Source organism: Priestia sp. FSL R5-0597 (assembly GCF_038006305.1).
GTDB lineage: Bacteria > Bacillota > Bacilli > Bacillales > Bacillaceae_H > Priestia > Priestia zanthoxyli.
This window is the reverse complement of the sequence record NZ_JBBOUZ010000001.1, coordinates 3,056,144-3,071,962: the sequence shown is the minus strand read 5'-3', so window position 1 is coordinate 3,071,962 and position 15,819 is coordinate 3,056,144. Positions and strand designations below refer to the sequence as shown.

Below are 15,819 nucleotides of genomic sequence, written 5' to 3'. Positions count from 1 at the left end.
GGAGGGAGAAACATGCAGCAAAAACGAGTAGCGGTTATTACAGGGGGAGCAAGTGGAATTGGCAAAGAGACTGCGTTAAAGTTTGCGCAAAAAGGAGACGCGGTGGTCATTGCTGATTACGATGAAGAAAAAGGAAAAGAGACGCTTCAACAAATTGAAGAAGCTGGAGGCAGCGCTTTGTTTGTGAAAACGGACGTCACAAAGTTCGAAGAAGTAGAAGCACTGATTGAGAAAACGGTGAACAAATTTGGACGAATTGATGTGATGTTTAACAATGCAGGTATCGGACGCCCTACATCTGTTTTAGATCAAGACTTAGAAGAATATCACCGTATTATTAATGTCAATCAGCACGGCGTTACATATGGCATTATGGCAGCGGGCAGGAAAATGAGAGAGCTAGGTATAAAAGGCGTTATTATCAATACGGCATCTATTTTTAGCTTCTTAGCCTCACCCGGTACCTATGCCTATCACGCAACGAAAGGAGCTGTTGTCATGATGACGAAATCAGCTGCGCTAGATCTCGCTAAATACGGTATTCGCGTCGTCGCCGTTGCGCCAGGATTTGTTGATACGCCCATTATTCAAGGCTATAAAGACAACGGTATGATTGAAGGAATGAAAGCTAAAACGATGAGCAGGGAGCTCACTACACCAAAACAAATTGCAGGTATGGTTTATTTGCTGTCCTTAGAAGAAGCGGGAGCTGTAAACGGCAGTGTCATCATGGCTGATGATGGGTATGCGGCGTTTAAATAAAACGAAAAAGGATTCTTTTCTTAAAAAGAATCCTTTTTTTTATTATGTAGGAGGCAGGGAGCTATAAACAAGCGTATCGTGAGCTTTTCCGTTTTGATACATATAGTTTTTTAACACTCCTTCTTGCTGAAACCCGAGCTTTTCAAGCACGTGCTGAGATGCCTTGTTTTCAAGAAACACAACAGCTCCAATTCGCACTAGCTGAAGGGTATCAAATCCATAAGCCATAACAGCTGAAGCAGCTTCCGAAGCATAGCCGTGCCCCCAGTGTTCAGGGTGCAGCTCATAGCCAATTTCCGCCCGCTTATGCTTTTGGTTCCACTGATTCAATCCGACTGTCCCAATTAGTTCCCCCGTATCGAGCCGTTCGATTCCCCAGCGCAAACCTTTTTGATTTCTGTAATTTTCAGCAAAAATATCAATCAGCACCAAAGCTTCTTGGAAAGTTGTGAATTTTTCTTGCCCGTAATATTTGATAACTTCTTCCTGAGAAAAGCAGTCGAAAATAGTATCTGCATCCGCTTCTGTTATTTCACGCAGTGTAGTGCGAGGTGTATGAAGAATAGGAAACATACGTTTCTCCTTTCTATTTTATATAGAAAGTTTTCGGCAGCCCGGAGAAAATTCCTTTTATTTTTTGTCATAAGGTAAGTAGAAATATGAGCTAAAAGACTGAGAAGAAGAGAGGAAGAGCTTCTAAACAACCCAAACAATTTTTATGTAAGGGTAGCAAAAACAGTATACTAAAAAAACAAATAGGACTAGCTGCACGTTTAGCAGCTAGCTTTCCCATTTGCAAGAACCTATTTTTTCGTTAACTGATTGCGATCTTCAATTTGAGGAGGCTCTTCAAGCCATCCGTTTTGAATCATAATTTTTCCACCTTCTTTTGCAAAAAAGTAAATGTCTTTAGCCAGCTGCAGCATTTTGAGCGGCAAATCACTTCTTAAGCTAAAAGCACCCCCTAAAGCATTGCTTCCTAGGCCAAAGGTGCTTAGAAGACTGGTGTTGTACATCATTAATTTATCTGAAAAAGGAGAAACAGTTGAGCTTGTTGCTTTTCCGGCATGGGTAGCAGGAGGCTCTATATAGCTATGACGTAAAATATCTCCGAGTTCTGTTTCAATTTTTTTTGATAGCTTCATCCCGCTGACAAAATGCTGCTGTGCCTCTTTGTTGCCAGCTGCTTGAGCAAAGCCAATCATCAGCTGCATTCCGACAAGATTTGTATCAACGGCATGTTGAATAAGCGACACTTCAATTGTATTAAGAGATCTTTTTTCACTAAGCCAACTTAGCCCGCCGATATAATTTTGTTCGTGGACAAACCGAACTTCTTTTGGCATCGAAACGTAAGGAGGCTTTGCAATGACGCCGGTTTCTAATAATATCTGAGTGGATTGATTGTATATGTTCTGCGATTCTGATGTTGCATTTACAAAAAAATTCCGTACATCTTCCCGGTAGGACATCGTTGAATGCAAAGCAAATAGGCCTGTTTCAATCTGAGACATTAAGCGTACGTACATGATTTCAAACATGGAGTCGAACAGTTTCGGCACTCCTAGGTTTACATCATGTTTAGTAAATCCTAAAGGAATAACCGCACCTTCGTTCTCTAAAATTTCTTTGATTTGCTCTGTAATATTTAATGAGCGGCTATAATACAGCTCAAAAAGCTCTTTATGATCTTCTTTACCTTCAAGACAATATTCTAAAAACCTCGAAATCATCGTTTTTTCTTGATAAGTCATCCATAAGTTAGCGAGCTCCGAGGACGTGAGCGGCGGAAGTTTTGATGTGCTCATTGTACACATTCCTCCTGAAAATAGTGATATGTAAATATGTATAGCTTCATTAGTATTTCTTTTATTTATAGGAATATTCTTCTTTTTACTTTACTGAAAAGATTCATTAGCTGTTATTATAGTAAGATAGTTGAAGGAAATAAAACTTACCAACAAGTCAGTTGTATGATAACTGATATGAATAAAACTAAGTTTTTCTATTACTTTAAATAATTTGACAATTGGTGTTATTCTTACTATTATGGAAACATAAGTTTTACATATATTGCTAGAGTTCAGCAACACATTCTAGCAGCACTATAAGTAAGGAGCTTACGATGAAGCACATTGTCCAAGCAACAGATCATCCTAGAACGAAAGAGACGTTAAAAGAAGATTTACGCAGGTTAGGCATCACACAAGGGATGACTATCATGGTTCATTCTTCACTATCTTCATTAGGATGGGTAAACGGAGGTTCAGTAGCCGTTGTTCAAGCTTTAATGGAGACAGTGACAGAGGAAGGAACGATCGTTATGCCGTCACAGTCGGTCGATCTTTCGGATCCATCAGAATGGGGCAATCCGGCTGTGCCAAAAGAGTGGTGGGAAACTATTCGGGAAACGATGCCTGCATATGATCCAGCCCACACGCCAACAAGCGGGATGGGACAAATTGTGGAAACTTTTCGAACATATCCTGGCGTAAGAAGAAGCAGCCATCCAATGTATTCATTCGCCGCTTGGGGAAAGGACAGCGAAGACATCTTAAGAGATCATCCCCTTGAATTTAGTTTAGGCGAAAATTCTCCTCTTGAAAGGCTTTACAAAAAACATGCCTTTGTTTTATTATTAGGTGTCGGGTTTGGGAATAATACTTCTTTTCATCTAGCAGAATATCGGATTCCATATCGAAACGTGATTCAAAAAGGATCTCCAGTTATAGATTCAGGAAAGCGAGTATGGAAGACGTATAAAGAATTAGAGTTTCGAGAAGGGCTGTTTGAAGAGATAGGTGAAGCGTTTATTGAAGCAAAAGGAATAAAAGCTGAAAAAATTGGTTCAGCACGTGCATACTTCTTTTCAATGCCTAAAGCCGTCGATTTTGCTGAAACGTATTTGAAAGCGCTATAGTGAGCGGTTGTATGTTTTCTAAGTTGTCTGTATATCAGACAACTTAAAGTGAGACAAACAAGAGTTTCCGACACGTCTAGACTTTATATTAACAAAGCGCAGCAGTGGTCTAAGCAAGATAGTTTACTTTTTATGTTTCTTGTTTCATAATGGCACTTGTCTGTGAATTTATTCAGTCAGGTTGTCTTACAATTATGGAGATAAAAAGCAAGTGTTAAATAAATTCATTAAAAAATTTAAATGTATAGAAAAAAAGGAGAGAATACAATTATGTCACTACGTGATCAAGCACTACATATGCATCAAGAAAAACAAGGTAAGTTAGAAGTTAAATCAAAAGTTGAAGTTCAAAACGCTCAAGATTTAAGCTTAGCTTACTCTCCGGGAGTAGCAGAACCTTGTAAAGAAATTCATGAACATCCAGAAACGGTGTATGATTACACAATGAAAGGAAACATGGTCGGCGTTGTGACAAATGGTACTGCTGTTCTTGGTCTTGGAAACATCGGACCTGCGGCTTCACTTCCCGTTATGGAAGGAAAAGCAATTTTATTTAAAAGCTTTGCAGGCGTAGATGCATTCCCAATTACACTTGATACAACAGATACAGATAAAATTGTTGAAACTGTGAAATTAATGGCTCATACATTCGGAGGCATTAACTTAGAAGATATCGCAGCTCCACAGTGCTTTGAAATTGAAGAGCGCCTGAAAAAAGAAGTAGATATTCCTGTGTTCCATGATGATCAGCACGGTACAGCGATCGTAACGGTAGCAGGACTTGTAAATGCACTAAAAATTGTCAACAAATCAATGGAAGATTTAAAAATCGTCTTAAACGGAGCAGGAGCTGCCGGCATTGCTATTACAAAACTTCTTTATTCTTACGGTGTACGTGACATGATTATGTGTGATACAAGAGGTGCTATTTATGAAGGACGCCCTCAAGGCATGAACAAAGTAAAAGCGGAAGTGGCTTCTTATACAAACGTAAACAAAGAAAGCGGTACGCTAAGCGATGTAATTAAAGGCGCAGATGTATTTATCGGCGTATCTGCAGCAGATGCATTATCTCAAGAGATGGTTAAATCAATGAATGAAGATGCAATTATCTTTGCGATGGCAAATCCTAATCCCGAAATCAAGCCAGACGCTGCAAAAGAAGCAGGAGCGGCTGTTATTGGAACAGGTCGTTCAGACTTCCCTAACCAAGTAAATAACGTTCTTGCATTCCCTGGAATTTTCCGCGGTGCGTTAGACGTTCGCGCTACTCATATTAACGAAGAAATGAAAAAAGCTGCTGTTGAAGCAATTGCAGCCCTTATTACAGAAGAAGAGCTAAACGCAGATTACGTGATCCCTGGACCATTTGATCCTCGCGTAGCGCCAGCTGTAGCAGAGTCTGTAGCAAAAGCAGCAATGGATTCAGGCGTTGCCCGTATTACAATTGATCCAGCACGTGTAAAAACACATACAGAACAATTAACAAAAATCGAAAACTAATAACGGATAAAAAAGCCCTTTGAAACGCTGTTTCAAAGGGCTTTTAGGTTAAAGACCTGCTGTAACCCCAGTGAAATCTAAACGTAACACCATTTCATCTCCTATATGATGTACAATAAAGAGAAAAGAACCCAGGTTTTGTATCATAAAGGGAGGAACAAAGATGTACACCGTATTTTCAACATTTAATGTACCGGATGAAAAAGCTGAAGAAGTGATTGGAATTTATAAAAATCGTTCAAAATCAGTCGACGAGGCTCCAGGATTTGTAGATTTTCTACTTCTTCAAAACGATAAGCGAGCAGGGGAGCTCACCGTTCAGCTTACATTTGATACGAAAGAGAATTATTTAAGCTGGGTACGAAGCGAAGATTTCAAGCGTATTCATGATTTAGAGAAAAAGTACCCTGATCAAGAACTGGCAGCCGTCATCCCAAAAGTTTCTCAGTACAAAGTGGTGGCACGATGAGTTCACTTCCCGTTAATAAGATCGTCGAAAGAGTAACGGAGAAAATCTACGAGTTAGAACCTTCTTTGCTCGAAAAATTCGGAGAGCGCGGCAAAGAAAGATGCCATGAAGATAATCATTATCATATGAAGTATCTTGAGACAACATATAAGTTAGACAATCTGCAAATTTTTACGGACTATGCCTTATGGTTAAACAATTTACTTACAAGCCGAGGCATGAAAACACAGCATATTATTGATAATTTTAATTTTATACAAGAAGCGCTGTTTGAACTAGATAATTACGGTGATAAACAAGTACAGGCGTATGTGACTTACTTAGAAGAAGCGAATCATATATTGAAGCAACAGCAGCTTTAAAAAGAAGCTAGGACAAAAGTGTTTTAGTTGAAAGAAAATCCGAACGGGTTTGATTCTTAATAAAGAATTCAACCCGTTCGGATTTTTTCATTGGTAGGGTGAACGTAGGTTTCCTGGATGTCGTTATGTTTCATTTTTTGTTTTACATATGTATAAAGGTGGAAATAAAAAAGAAAAAGGAGAATACATATGCAAAAACAGCTAACAAAAGGAATCCTGTCCTTAGTCACTCTATGTATGATTGGAAGTGCGGCAGCTTGTTCAGGTGAACCAGCTAACAAGACAAAATCAGACAATCATAAAGCAGAGGAAAAACCAATTGAAGATCGTCAAGAATTGACAAAGCTACAGCAGTATTCGAGCGACCCAGACATTAAAAAGGGGAAAGAAGAAGATTTTGACTTGATCGGTACGTTAAAAAAAGACGCTGAAAAAGAAATGACGCTGAGTATTGATGATCAACTTGTTAAAGTACCAAAGAGCTCTGGGATGGAAGTGGAAGGCTCACAGCTAAAAGATATGCTTAATAAAGAAGTAGAAGCTGAGATTGACGCAGCTACACAAGAAGCAATTAGTATTGAATTAACTCCAAAAGCAAAAGCAGATAAAGATGGCGTGTACGAACAAGATGGAAACGAACGTAAAGTTGTGGGTATTTTTATAGAAGAAAGTAACAAACATATAACGGTAAAAGTTCCAAACGGCAAAAAAACGTATCAAAAAAGCACTGACTTTGAAAAAGAAGAAAAAGGCAGTTTAAAAGAAAAGACGGTATACCTTGAAATCAACTCAGCTAACGAAGTAGAAAGTATAGAAAAAGAAGACCGTGAATAAATAAAGCTACAGTTCTTCTTTCCTTCCTTGCTCTCTTGACTTTTCGAACTGTCTCACTTAACGTTACAGTAGAGAAAGAAAAAAGGTGGTTTATGGAAGATGAACAGTGAATTTACCATTGCCGTGCACAGCTTAGTGTTCCTAGCAAATTTACCAGATCACCGAGCAAGCAGTGAATCGATTGCTTATAATATCTGTACCAATCCTGCACGGGTTCGGAAAACAATGAGTACACTCAGAAAAAACAACTTGGTTCGGACAAAAGAAGGGCTAGGCGGCGGTTATACTTTAGGCTGCAGCCCTGCTGAAATAAGTCTTGGGCTGATTTACCGAGTTATATCGACAGGAACGTTGAAGCCTCACTGGTGCAGCGGCGACCCTGACGCTGACTGTATTGTGAAATCAAACATTCAAACAGTGATGGACGACATTTTTACAGAGAGTGAGCAAAGCGTAATCAGGCATCTAGATCAAATTACGATCGAAGACGTGCTGAAAAAAGTTAGAACTGCTCACTAAGAAGCACCTTGCTTATGCAAGGTGCTTTTGTTATGACTCTTTAGAAGCTGCTGTTTCATTCACTGCTGCTTTTAAGTCGTCATTTACTTTTCTTCCATTCTCTAAATACTCCGTTTTGAAGCCGCTTTTTAAAGCCCATGTGTAGAAGAGAAGAGAAACAACAACAATAATCCCCATATCCCATCCATATTTAATAACATTAAGACCGCCAAACTTTTCGCTTCCAAGCCATGAAATAGTCATCATACAAAGTAAGTATACAACCATCCATACGCCGCCTTTGAAGTTCTGTCGAAAGCCTTTCCATTTAGCCTTTGCTTGATAATAAAAATAAATAGGAAGGCCGATTAAAATAATAAACAAAACTTGTCCAGTTAGCGGCCAGCGCGCCCAATATAGCGTTAAAGAAGCAAAAATAAAACCAAGCGGCGCAATGATGCTTAATCCCTTTAAACGAAGGGGACGATATAAATCGCTGCCAGTTCGTCTTAGCGTCATAACCGTGACAGGACCTGTAATGTAAGAGATAAGCGTAGCGACTGAAATAATTTCAGCAAGCACGCCCCAGCCCCGAAATAAAAACAAAAAGACAAGAGCAACAGCTAAGTTAAAAAACATGGCTTGACGCGGAACACCATAAATCGGATGAAGGCGTCCTAGGACACTTGGCAAATATTTATTTTGTTCCATACCATAAATCATTCGAGCAGTAGTAGCTGTATACGTAATACCTGTTCCAGATGGTGAAACAAACGCATCTGCATACAGGACAATGACAAGCCAGTTAATGTTAAGGGCAATGGCTAAATCTGCAAACGGAGAGTTAAAGTTTAAATGACTCCATCCCTTCGCAATATCAGAAGGATTTATTGCCCCGATAAATGCAATTTGTAGAAGCAAATAAATGACTGTAGCAACTAAAATTGAGCCTACTACCGCAATCGGAATAGAGCGGCCCGGATTTTTCGCTTCTCCCGCCATATTAATAGGGCTTTGAAAACCGTTAAAAGCAAACACAATCCCAGACGTAGCAACTGCTGTAAGCACGCTAGCCCAGCCGTTTGGTGCGATGCTGCTTCCAGAAGTGAAGTTCTCGCCGTGAAAGCCTACAAATAAAAGCGCTCCGATTGTAAGTCCTGGTATAACAATTTTAAAAATAGTAATTAACGAGTTGGCTTTGGAAAATAGTCCAACTGTCCAATAATTCAGTAAAAAGTAAATAATCAATAGCACAGTAGCGATAGCTAATCCTTCGCCAGTTAACGTTCCTTTTTCTACGAGGTGGCTTGTCCACTGTGCCCACTTCCAAGGCCACGAACTCATATACTGTACAGAAGCTACTGCTTCGACTGGAATAACGGATACAATCGCAATCCAGTTTGCCCAAGCAGCAATAAAACCAATAAACGAACCGTGTGAGTACTGCGTATACTTGACCATCCCGCCGGCTTCGGGAAACATGGATCCTAATTCACTGTAAGAAAGTGCAATAAATAAAATAACGACCATTCCAATGACCCATGATAAAATAGCAGCCGGCCCTGCAATTTGAGCTGCTCGCCACGCTCCAAATAACCAGCCGGAACCAATAATTGATCCAAGTCCCGTCATGGTTAACGCGAATGTTCCCATTCTTCGATGTAAATTGTTCATCTGACTAACACCTTTCATGTAAAATAAGTCTTTCGTTTAAACGTTGTTGCTTTATTATTATTATTCTGAAATCTTTAGCTGTCAACTTTTGTCGTTACATGCAGTTCTTAATACCTATTGATTTCCAGTTATGCAGGACAGCTATCCTCAACCTTTCTGTCATAGCAATTAAAGCGCTTTACTTTCTTTTTCATCCTACAAGAAACCCTACAGAAATAGATAAAAACCGACAAAAAGTTATCAAGTTCGTATCTTATGCACTAGCAATATGAAAAAATTAGGGGATAAGTGGTAGTTATATTCCCTAAAATTGTGAAGAGAAAACACACTTCATAATAAAGCCCCTTTTGAATAGCGGAATAAATACCTTCAAAAGGGGTAAGAATTGGCTTTTTGAGCCTTTATCTTTCTTGATGTTTATACTCGAGTAATTTTACGACGTTTTCTACATCATTTTCAGCAGAAAGGTCGTTGATATTCACTTTGTAAATAAGCGTATCTGTTGCAAAGAATTCATCTTCTCCCTCAGGTTTTACTTTCAAGTTTAAGATTTTTACCCGCACAATATGAGTGAACTTACCGCCTTTACCTGGCTGTATTTCACCCATTTGTATTCCGATATCATCTTTTTTAATCGGGCGAACTTTTACTTTTTTATGCTGTTTACCGTACACCTTCTCATAATGAGAAGTAATATCTTGATGTACCCAAGGTTCAAGAGATTGATAAATAAAATCTTTTACAACAGGCTGACTTACGTGTGATTCTATATTTTCTTCTGGTATATTTTCTTCTGCGGAAATGGAAAGCGTAAAACAAAAAAAGACAAATGCTGCTAAAAACAAAAATTTTCCCACGAAAAAACCCACCTTACCTGTTCGTTTATGTAGCCGATTTTCTAGATCTGCATCTTTATCTTTTGAACAAAGGCATGAAGGTATGCACAGTTTTTTGTGAAATTCACCTGATTAAAAACCAATTTCGTTTAAATAAAATATGTTCTAAATAATTGATTGAAAATTCAAACGCGGTTTACGTACAAAAATAGCCAAGTGCGCCTTTACATAGGGACACTTGGCTATTTTCATGAATATTTTATGCTGCTGTTTTCTTATTGCCTTTGAAAATAAAATAAAGAGCTAATAACATAAATGCTACACCAATCCAGCGGGATAGATCAAAGGGTACTTCTTTGCTTCCAAACCAGCCAAAATGGTCGATAATCATACTTGCAAATAACTGACCGATAACAGTTGAAATATTAGCTGCTGTTACGCCAATTTTAGGAACAGCTAAAACGGTTAGAAACAAATAAGATGCTCCGAATAAAGCGCAAGTAAGCTGCCATTTAGGGACATCAAAAACAGAGAGAATGTTTCCTTGTCCAAAGAAGACAACGACAATCGTTAAAATCATGGCACCTGTTGCAAAGGTTAAAAAAGCTGTTTCAAACGTACCTGTTTTTTTACTTAAAGTACCGTTAATAGAAGACTGAGCGCTTAGCGTTAATCCTCCTATTAAGGTAAATATTACCATTAATAAACTCATTGTAAAACCCTCCTAGAAAATAAGTACAAGCGCAATTCCCATACATACAATAGCCATTACGCGTTCTTTGTTAATTTTAATTTTGCTGCTGCCAAGCCAACCAAAATGCTCAATGATCATGCTTGTAATCATTTGGCCCACAATAACCGCAACCATTGAAACGCCAATTCCGATAAAGGGGATACTAATCACTAGAATCGTTAAATAAACCGTACCTAATAATCCACCGGTTAAATTCCACTTAGGCGCTTTTAAGACGTAAGGTAAATCTCCCTTTCCAGCAAATAAAGTGGTCAGACCTAAAATGAGCGTTCCCATGATAAAAATATAATAACTGCTTTCAAGTTTTCCAACTGTTTTTCCGAGTTCTCCGGCAATGGCGCCTTCCATACTTAAAGCAGCGCCGCCTAAAACCGCAACTAAATAAACCAACAACTTCACGTTTATCACTCCAATATTTCTTTATATTTGTATATCTAGAAAAATAGATATAATGAGTGAAAAAAACTCGTTAAAGTTTTTTTCGTAAGAATGAAGAAAGCTCTTGAAGCGTTTCTTCATTTCGGCGATAGTATGTCCATTGACCGTGCCGAATTGACTCTAACAAACCTGCTTTTTGCATCATGGAAAGATAACTGGACACTGTGGACTGAGACAGCTGAGCTTTTTCCTGAATATCTCCCACGCAAACACCGCCTCTGCTGCTGACCTCCTTAGGCAAATGTGCTTGTTTGTCTTTAAAATGCTTTTCAGGTTCTTTTAACCACTCTAATATATTTAATCGAGTTTCATTAGATAATGCTTTAAAGATATCAATAGGTTTCATACTTATTATTTTATTCGTCACAGCTCAGATGTCAAATGTTCAAGTTTGCATTTTATAGTTAAATAATCAGCGATGGGTTGAATTATAACAGCTGTGAACAAAAAGTCAACTTATAATAGGGTATAAAGAAGAACGTTTTATCCAGCTGCTTTTCTATTTATATAAGTAGAAAGCATCTTATTTTTGTTAGTAGAACAGATGACATATTCCTTATTTTTTAAGGGATAGTTTAGTAAAATAGAAAAAAGTGAATAACAAAAGAAGCTAGTCTATTTACTCAGGGGGAGGGCTGCATATGCAAGGGAAAACAAAACAAGTGCGCTTTCGTAATATGGTAGCGTATGGATTTGGGGATTTGTTTGGCGGAGGATCCTTTTTTATTATCGGCACATTATTTATGGTTTTTTTAACGGATGTAGTCGGGCTTTCTCCTGTAGAAGCAGGAACGATTGTAGCTCTTGGAAAAGTGTGGGATGCTTTATTAGATCCAACCATTGGGTACATATCTGATCATCTTCAGACAAAAAAAGGACGAAGAAGAGTCTTTTTTCTTTTTGGAATCATTCCAGTTGCCATCACGTTCAGTATGCTGTGGATTCCTATTGAAGGCTCACATATGTTTAAATACACCTATTTTATTTTAGCCTATCTTTTATTTAATACCGCGTTTGGTATGGTCATGGTTCCTTACAATACGCTAGCAGCAGAAATGACGACAGATTATAGTATTCGTTCGAAAATGACGGGAATACGCATGGTCTTTTCACAAGGCGCTTCATTTTTAGGTGCTTTTTTCCCGAAACGAATCATTGATGCATTTCCAGGCGGACAAGGATATTTAATCATGGGCATTATCTTTGGACTTCTTTTTGCTCTTCCATGGATTTTTGTTTACAAGGGAACATGGGATAGCGGAGAAGTAGTGGAACGAAAAAAGAAAAACGGATTTTGGTTAGAATTTAAGCAGCTGTTTATCAGTTTTGGAAGTGCATTTAAAAATAAGTCGTTTAACGTGTACCTTGCCATGTATTTAGCATCTTACATTGCAATGGATGTATTTAATGCTCTTTTCTTTTATTTTATTGCCTATTACATGCTGCGCGAAGCGATTTATGCAGATACCCTGAGCTTTGTGCAAATTACACAAGTGCTATTTATTCCTCTTGTTACGTACATAGCCATTAAGTTAGGAAATAAATTAACCTATAACTTCAGCATGGTCATTTGGGGAACGGGCATTATTTTATTCAGTTTCCTAACAACAGATAGCTCGTTAGTTCTTATTTACTTAGCGGCATTTTTTTTAGGAAGCGGTCATTCGGGAGCGATCATGATTCCATGGAATGTACTGCCGTTTGTATCAGATGTAGATGAGATGATTACGACAAAAAGACGAGAAGGCGTGTATGCAGGGCTGATGTCATTTATTCGAAAATCGTCTCAGGCGCTTGCGATTTTTCTTGTTGGTATTGCCTTAAAGAATATTGGCTATGTACCAAATGCCGAGCAGTCAGCGTCTACGCTAGCCGGCTTACAAAAGCTGTTCATGATTGTACCTGCTATTTTAATTCTCATGGGAATTATAGCAACCATATGGTTTAAAATAAGTCCAAAAAATCACAAAATTTTATTAACTGAAATTGAAAGAAGAAAAAAGGGGGGCCCGGCGACCGCCGTTACTCCTGAAGCGAAAGCGGTTTGTGAAAGTTTAACGGGCTATAAATACGAACAGCTTTGGAAAGACGTAACCATTTCAAAAGAAATTCGAGATAAAACGGTTGTTTAGCCTTTAGATTCACGAAAAAAAGTAAAATTTTTAGCGCGGGGATTCGCTAATTATATCCAATAAGAAACTTCCTCTGACGTATTGCCTTTTAACAACAATAGAAATTCTCCTGCCTATCGACTCATTTTTTAGGTGAATTTTAGAAAGGAAGAATTTCTTGCCATTAAAGATGTGCAATTTGGCACGTCTTGATAGGGTGGATTGCACAATTTATAATGAAACTATAAACTAACCACAGGCGCTTTCAAGGCGCAGGTATAAATTAGAAAAAAGGAAGGTACAGTTTATGCCAATTCGATATGTTTGTCCACAATGCCAAGGAGCCGGTAAGAAATTTGGATTGATAAAGTGCAAAGTGTGCAACGGCGAAGGAAACATCATCATGTCTTCTAATGAGCCAGATCCAACTAAAAATAAAAAATTAAAATCATCTTCTAAACAAGATAAAGCAATGTAGGCTATTGCTAATAAAGGTATGTATGAACCCCGCTTTTCTACAAAAAAGCGGGGTTTTCTGCTAGACAGACGAACGCTTTTCTTATGATACAATAAAATAAAAGTCGCTAAAATAATAGATAGGGAACCGAAAGAAGAGGGAAATAGATGGAATACACCGCAAAACAATTTACGCCGCAGTTAGAAAAGCATATACATAAGGTTGAAAGGTCTATGCAAGAACTTCTCAAATCCATATATGAACAATATAAAGAAGCTTTTGAAAAAAAGGGGATGGAGATCTCTGTAGATGTGATCCGTGAAGGGGAAAATCCTTTTCACCCTGGTTATCACGCCACTATTCAAGTGGGTATTTTAGAAAAAGATGAGTTTTTAGATGGTCTTTTTATTCCTATCTGGCACTGTGTACGCACATTTTTGGGCATTCGTTCTTCGAAGAAGCTCCCAGGCAGCAAGATAACCGGAGAGCTGATGGAAGAAACAGAAGAGGAAATAACAAAAGAAGTAGTAGCCTATTTAGACATGCAGCTAGAAGATTAGAAGCAACCTGCTTCTAATCTTCTTTAAATTGAAGAAGGTGCAGTTTCTTTTTCAATTTGTCTTTTAGCACGAATAAAGGCCGTCAGCTGCTGAATTTCTTCTTGAGATAGTTCCGCACCGTCGACCGTAATTCTATGAGTCTGAGGCGATGTTAATTCGATGGGTGCATCTGAAGGAGAATGAGGTTCCTTTTCCTTACCTAGCAAATAGTCTGTTGATGTATCAAATAGTTCTGCGATTGTAACGAGTGCTTCAAGAGAAGGACGACGATAGCCAGATTCGTATCCTGCGTAGGTGCTTTTAGCAATTTCAAGCTGGTCAGCTGTATATTGAAGAGACCATTTTTTTTCTTTCCTGAGTTGAGCTAATCTGCTTAACATTCATGACGCTCCTTTGTAGGTGTAGTATGTAAAAAACCGAGGCATTCAGCTCGCGCGCAGATCTTTGGAATCAAACCGTGAGCCAATTTACATTTTTATTCATTATATCATTGCCGTAGAGAAAAGTGTACGCGAAACGAATAATTTTTCTCTTGATTTATTGAATTTGGGTTACTATAATTACAGGTGAAGTACGCGAAATGAATATAATTTATTTGATAGATTGTCAGGTTTTTTTACAGAAATTAAGCAAAGGGGATGTCGGTTTTGAAAAAACTATTATTGTTATCAACTGGCGGAACGGTCGCTTCACTTGAAGGTGAAAATGGACTTGTTCCTGGAATGGAGCCAGATCAATTACTAAGCTACATACCTGATTTAAATGAACATTGTCAAATTGACAGCAAATCTCTTATGAATCTTGATAGTACAAATATGCAGCCTGAATGTTGGATAGAGATGGCAAAAGCGATTGAAGAGCATTATAATGAATACGATGGTTTTGTTATTACCCATGGAACAGATACAATGGCCTACACATCGGCAGCTCTTTCTTACATGCTTCAGCATTCTAAAAAACCAATTGCGATTACAGGATCTCAAATTCCTATTTCATTTAGTAAAACGGACGCGAAGCGCAATATTGCAGATGCGATTCGCTTTGCATGTGAGGAAACAGGCGGAGTCTATGTAGTCTTTGACGGTCGTGTGATTCAAGGCACAAGAGCAATTAAGCTTCGTACAAAAAGTTATGATGCATTTGAAAGCATTAACTATCCATACGTGGCGTCTATCCATGATAATACGGTGGAATATACAAAATCGGTTGGCTCTAGTAAAGAAGAGTTGACGGTTAATACATCTCTTTGTACGGATGTGGCAGTTGTCAAACTGTTTCCCGGCATTAAGCCTGAATTTTTCGATGGATTAAAAGATGTATATCAAGGCGTTGTTGTTGAAAGCTATGGAAGTGGAGGAATTCCATTTCAAGTTCGCAATATTTTAGCCAAGCTTATTGAATTGACAAATCACGGTGTATCCGTTGTCATTACTACTCAGTGCCTTGAAGAAGGAGAAGACATGGGCATTTATGAAGTAGGCCGAATGATTAATCATGACAGCGTCGTTCGCTCAAAAAACATGAACACAGAAGCCATTGTTCCTAAATTAATGTGGGTGCTCGGACAAACCAAAGACCCTCACCAAGTGAAAAAGATGATGGAAACGTCGATTGCAGAAGATATTAATTAAAAAAGAAAGC

19 protein-coding genes are annotated in these 15,819 nt (G+C 38.4%); 11 read left to right on the top strand and 8 right to left on the bottom strand.

Going from position 1 to position 15,819, the window contains the following annotated elements; translation table 11 throughout:
- Window positions 1-12: 12 nt before the first annotated feature.
- Window positions 13-762: an SDR family NAD(P)-dependent oxidoreductase gene (locus MKX72_RS15745; protein WP_155007966.1), complete on the top strand. Its 750-nt coding sequence runs from the start codon at window positions 13-15 to the stop codon at window positions 760-762.
- A gap of 42 nt (window positions 763-804) precedes the next feature.
- Here the strand turns inward: MKX72_RS15745 and MKX72_RS15740 are convergent, their stop codons facing one another.
- Together MKX72_RS15740 and MKX72_RS15735 are read right to left on the bottom strand one after the other, a co-directional pair.
- The gene (locus MKX72_RS15740) at window positions 805-1,335 is read right to left on the bottom strand and encodes a GNAT family N-acetyltransferase (RefSeq protein ID WP_033580577.1); all 531 of its coding nucleotides are present in this window, start codon (window positions 1,333-1,335) and stop codon (window positions 805-807) included.
- A 230-nt stretch (window positions 1,336-1,565) separates the two neighbouring features.
- Entirely contained in the window at window positions 1,566-2,570 is a 1,005-nt protein-coding gene (locus MKX72_RS15735) for a DUF3231 family protein (protein ID WP_033580578.1), read from the bottom strand.
- A gap of 317 nt (window positions 2,571-2,887) precedes the next feature.
- Here MKX72_RS15735 and MKX72_RS15730 point away from each other — a divergent pair, with 317 nt between their 5' ends.
- The 6 genes from MKX72_RS15730 (at window position 2,888) to MKX72_RS15705 (ending at window position 7,369) form a co-directional block, all read left to right on the top strand.
- A complete protein-coding gene (locus tag MKX72_RS15730) occupies window positions 2,888-3,682 on the top strand; it encodes an aminoglycoside N(3)-acetyltransferase (RefSeq protein WP_033580579.1) in 795 nt (264 codons plus the stop codon).
- A 270-nt stretch (window positions 3,683-3,952) separates the two neighbouring features.
- Entirely contained in the window at window positions 3,953-5,185 is a 1,233-nt protein-coding gene (locus MKX72_RS15725; protein ID WP_033580580.1) for an NAD(P)-dependent malic enzyme, read from the top strand.
- A 163-nt stretch (window positions 5,186-5,348) separates the two neighbouring features.
- A complete protein-coding gene (locus MKX72_RS15720; protein WP_013057785.1) occupies window positions 5,349-5,654 on the top strand; it encodes an antibiotic biosynthesis monooxygenase family protein in 306 nt (101 codons plus the stop codon).
- Entirely contained in the window at window positions 5,651-6,016 is a 366-nt protein-coding gene (locus MKX72_RS15715; RefSeq protein ID WP_025751140.1) for a hypothetical protein, read from the top strand. The genes MKX72_RS15720 and MKX72_RS15715 overlap by 4 nt, the downstream gene beginning before the upstream one ends.
- 189 nt (window positions 6,017-6,205) lie before the next feature.
- Window positions 6,206-6,850, top strand: a complete 645-nt coding sequence (locus tag MKX72_RS15710) for a hypothetical protein (RefSeq protein ID WP_154990306.1) — start codon at window positions 6,206-6,208, stop codon at window positions 6,848-6,850.
- Window positions 6,851-6,949: 99 nt separating this feature from the next.
- Window positions 6,950-7,369: an Rrf2 family transcriptional regulator gene (locus MKX72_RS15705; protein ID WP_028414393.1), complete on the top strand. Its 420-nt coding sequence runs from the start codon at window positions 6,950-6,952 to the stop codon at window positions 7,367-7,369.
- A gap of 30 nt (window positions 7,370-7,399) precedes the next feature.
- Here the strand turns inward: MKX72_RS15705 and MKX72_RS15700 are convergent, their stop codons facing one another.
- The 5 genes from MKX72_RS15700 to MKX72_RS15680 form a co-directional block, all read right to left on the bottom strand.
- Window positions 7,400-9,022 (bottom strand): APC family permease, encoded by a 1,623-nt coding sequence (locus MKX72_RS15700; RefSeq protein ID WP_155007967.1) that lies wholly within the window; start codon window positions 9,020-9,022, stop codon window positions 7,400-7,402.
- Window positions 9,023-9,423: 401 nt separating this feature from the next.
- Window positions 9,424-9,879 (bottom strand): hypothetical protein, encoded by a 456-nt coding sequence (locus MKX72_RS15695; RefSeq protein WP_028414391.1) that lies wholly within the window; start codon window positions 9,877-9,879, stop codon window positions 9,424-9,426.
- Between the two features lie 238 nt (window positions 9,880-10,117).
- Window positions 10,118-10,570: a DMT family transporter gene (locus MKX72_RS15690; protein WP_155007968.1), complete on the bottom strand. Its 453-nt coding sequence runs from the start codon at window positions 10,568-10,570 to the stop codon at window positions 10,118-10,120.
- A gap of 12 nt (window positions 10,571-10,582) precedes the next feature.
- Window positions 10,583-11,011 carry a DMT family transporter gene (locus MKX72_RS15685; protein ID WP_028409192.1) on the bottom strand — a complete coding sequence of 143 codons (429 nt, stop codon included), beginning with the start codon at window positions 11,009-11,011 and terminating at the stop codon, window positions 10,583-10,585.
- A gap of 70 nt (window positions 11,012-11,081) precedes the next feature.
- Complete coding sequence (locus MKX72_RS15680; RefSeq protein ID WP_013083854.1) at window positions 11,082-11,396, bottom strand: ArsR/SmtB family transcription factor; 315 nt, start codon at window positions 11,394-11,396, stop codon at window positions 11,082-11,084.
- Window positions 11,397-11,691: 295 nt separating this feature from the next.
- On the opposite strand from MKX72_RS15680, the gene MKX72_RS15675 reads away from it, so the two are divergent.
- The 3 genes from MKX72_RS15675 to MKX72_RS15665 all read left to right on the top strand — a co-directional run bounded on the left by MKX72_RS15675 (window position 11,692) and on the right by MKX72_RS15665 (window position 14,178).
- Entirely contained in the window at window positions 11,692-13,182 is a 1,491-nt protein-coding gene (locus MKX72_RS15675) for an MFS transporter (protein ID WP_034270214.1), read from the top strand.
- A gap of 286 nt (window positions 13,183-13,468) precedes the next feature.
- Entirely contained in the window at window positions 13,469-13,639 is a 171-nt protein-coding gene (locus MKX72_RS15670; protein ID WP_013083852.1) for a hypothetical protein, read from the top strand.
- 146 nt (window positions 13,640-13,785) lie between these two features.
- Window positions 13,786-14,178 (top strand): hypothetical protein, encoded by a 393-nt coding sequence (locus tag MKX72_RS15665; protein WP_028414388.1) that lies wholly within the window; start codon window positions 13,786-13,788, stop codon window positions 14,176-14,178.
- Window positions 14,179-14,201: 23 nt separating this feature from the next.
- Here the strand turns inward: MKX72_RS15665 and MKX72_RS15660 are convergent, their stop codons facing one another.
- Window positions 14,202-14,558, bottom strand: a complete 357-nt coding sequence (locus tag MKX72_RS15660) for a helix-turn-helix domain-containing protein (protein ID WP_028414387.1) — start codon at window positions 14,556-14,558, stop codon at window positions 14,202-14,204.
- A gap of 267 nt (window positions 14,559-14,825) precedes the next feature.
- Between MKX72_RS15660 and MKX72_RS15655 the strand changes: the two genes are divergently transcribed.
- Window positions 14,826-15,809 carry an asparaginase gene (locus tag MKX72_RS15655; protein ID WP_033580584.1) on the top strand — a complete coding sequence of 328 codons (984 nt, stop codon included), beginning with the start codon at window positions 14,826-14,828 and terminating at the stop codon, window positions 15,807-15,809.
- Window positions 15,810-15,819 lie beyond the last annotated feature (10 nt).

Coding starts and splice junctions, on each gene's coding strand:
- MKX72_RS15670 (WP_013083852.1), top strand. CDS start 13,469: ATGCCAATTCGATATGTTTGTCCACAATGCCAAGGAGCCGGTAAGAAA.
- MKX72_RS15745 (WP_155007966.1), top strand. CDS start 13: ATGCAGCAAAAACGAGTAGCGGTTATTACAGGGGGAGCAAGTGGAATT.
- MKX72_RS15705 (WP_028414393.1), top strand. CDS start 6,950: ATGAACAGTGAATTTACCATTGCCGTGCACAGCTTAGTGTTCCTAGCA.
- MKX72_RS15715 (WP_025751140.1), top strand. CDS start 5,651: ATGAGTTCACTTCCCGTTAATAAGATCGTCGAAAGAGTAACGGAGAAA.
- MKX72_RS15735 (WP_033580578.1), bottom strand. CDS start 2,570: ATGAGCACATCAAAACTTCCGCCGCTCACGTCCTCGGAGCTCGCTAAC.
- MKX72_RS15740 (WP_033580577.1), bottom strand. CDS start 1,335: ATGTTTCCTATTCTTCATACACCTCGCACTACACTGCGTGAAATAACA.
- MKX72_RS15665 (WP_028414388.1), top strand. CDS start 13,786: ATGGAATACACCGCAAAACAATTTACGCCGCAGTTAGAAAAGCATATA.
- MKX72_RS15710 (WP_154990306.1), top strand. CDS start 6,206: ATGCAAAAACAGCTAACAAAAGGAATCCTGTCCTTAGTCACTCTATGT.
- MKX72_RS15700 (WP_155007967.1), bottom strand. CDS start 9,022: ATGAACAATTTACATCGAAGAATGGGAACATTCGCGTTAACCATGACG.
- MKX72_RS15720 (WP_013057785.1), top strand. CDS start 5,349: ATGTACACCGTATTTTCAACATTTAATGTACCGGATGAAAAAGCTGAA.
- MKX72_RS15680 (WP_013083854.1), bottom strand. CDS start 11,396: ATGAAACCTATTGATATCTTTAAAGCATTATCTAATGAAACTCGATTA.
- MKX72_RS15730 (WP_033580579.1), top strand. CDS start 2,888: ATGAAGCACATTGTCCAAGCAACAGATCATCCTAGAACGAAAGAGACG.
- MKX72_RS15660 (WP_028414387.1), bottom strand. CDS start 14,558: ATGTTAAGCAGATTAGCTCAACTCAGGAAAGAAAAAAAATGGTCTCTT.
- MKX72_RS15725 (WP_033580580.1), top strand. CDS start 3,953: ATGTCACTACGTGATCAAGCACTACATATGCATCAAGAAAAACAAGGT.
- MKX72_RS15690 (WP_155007968.1), bottom strand. CDS start 10,570: ATGAGTTTATTAATGGTAATATTTACCTTAATAGGAGGATTAACGCTA.
- MKX72_RS15675 (WP_034270214.1), top strand. CDS start 11,692: ATGCAAGGGAAAACAAAACAAGTGCGCTTTCGTAATATGGTAGCGTAT.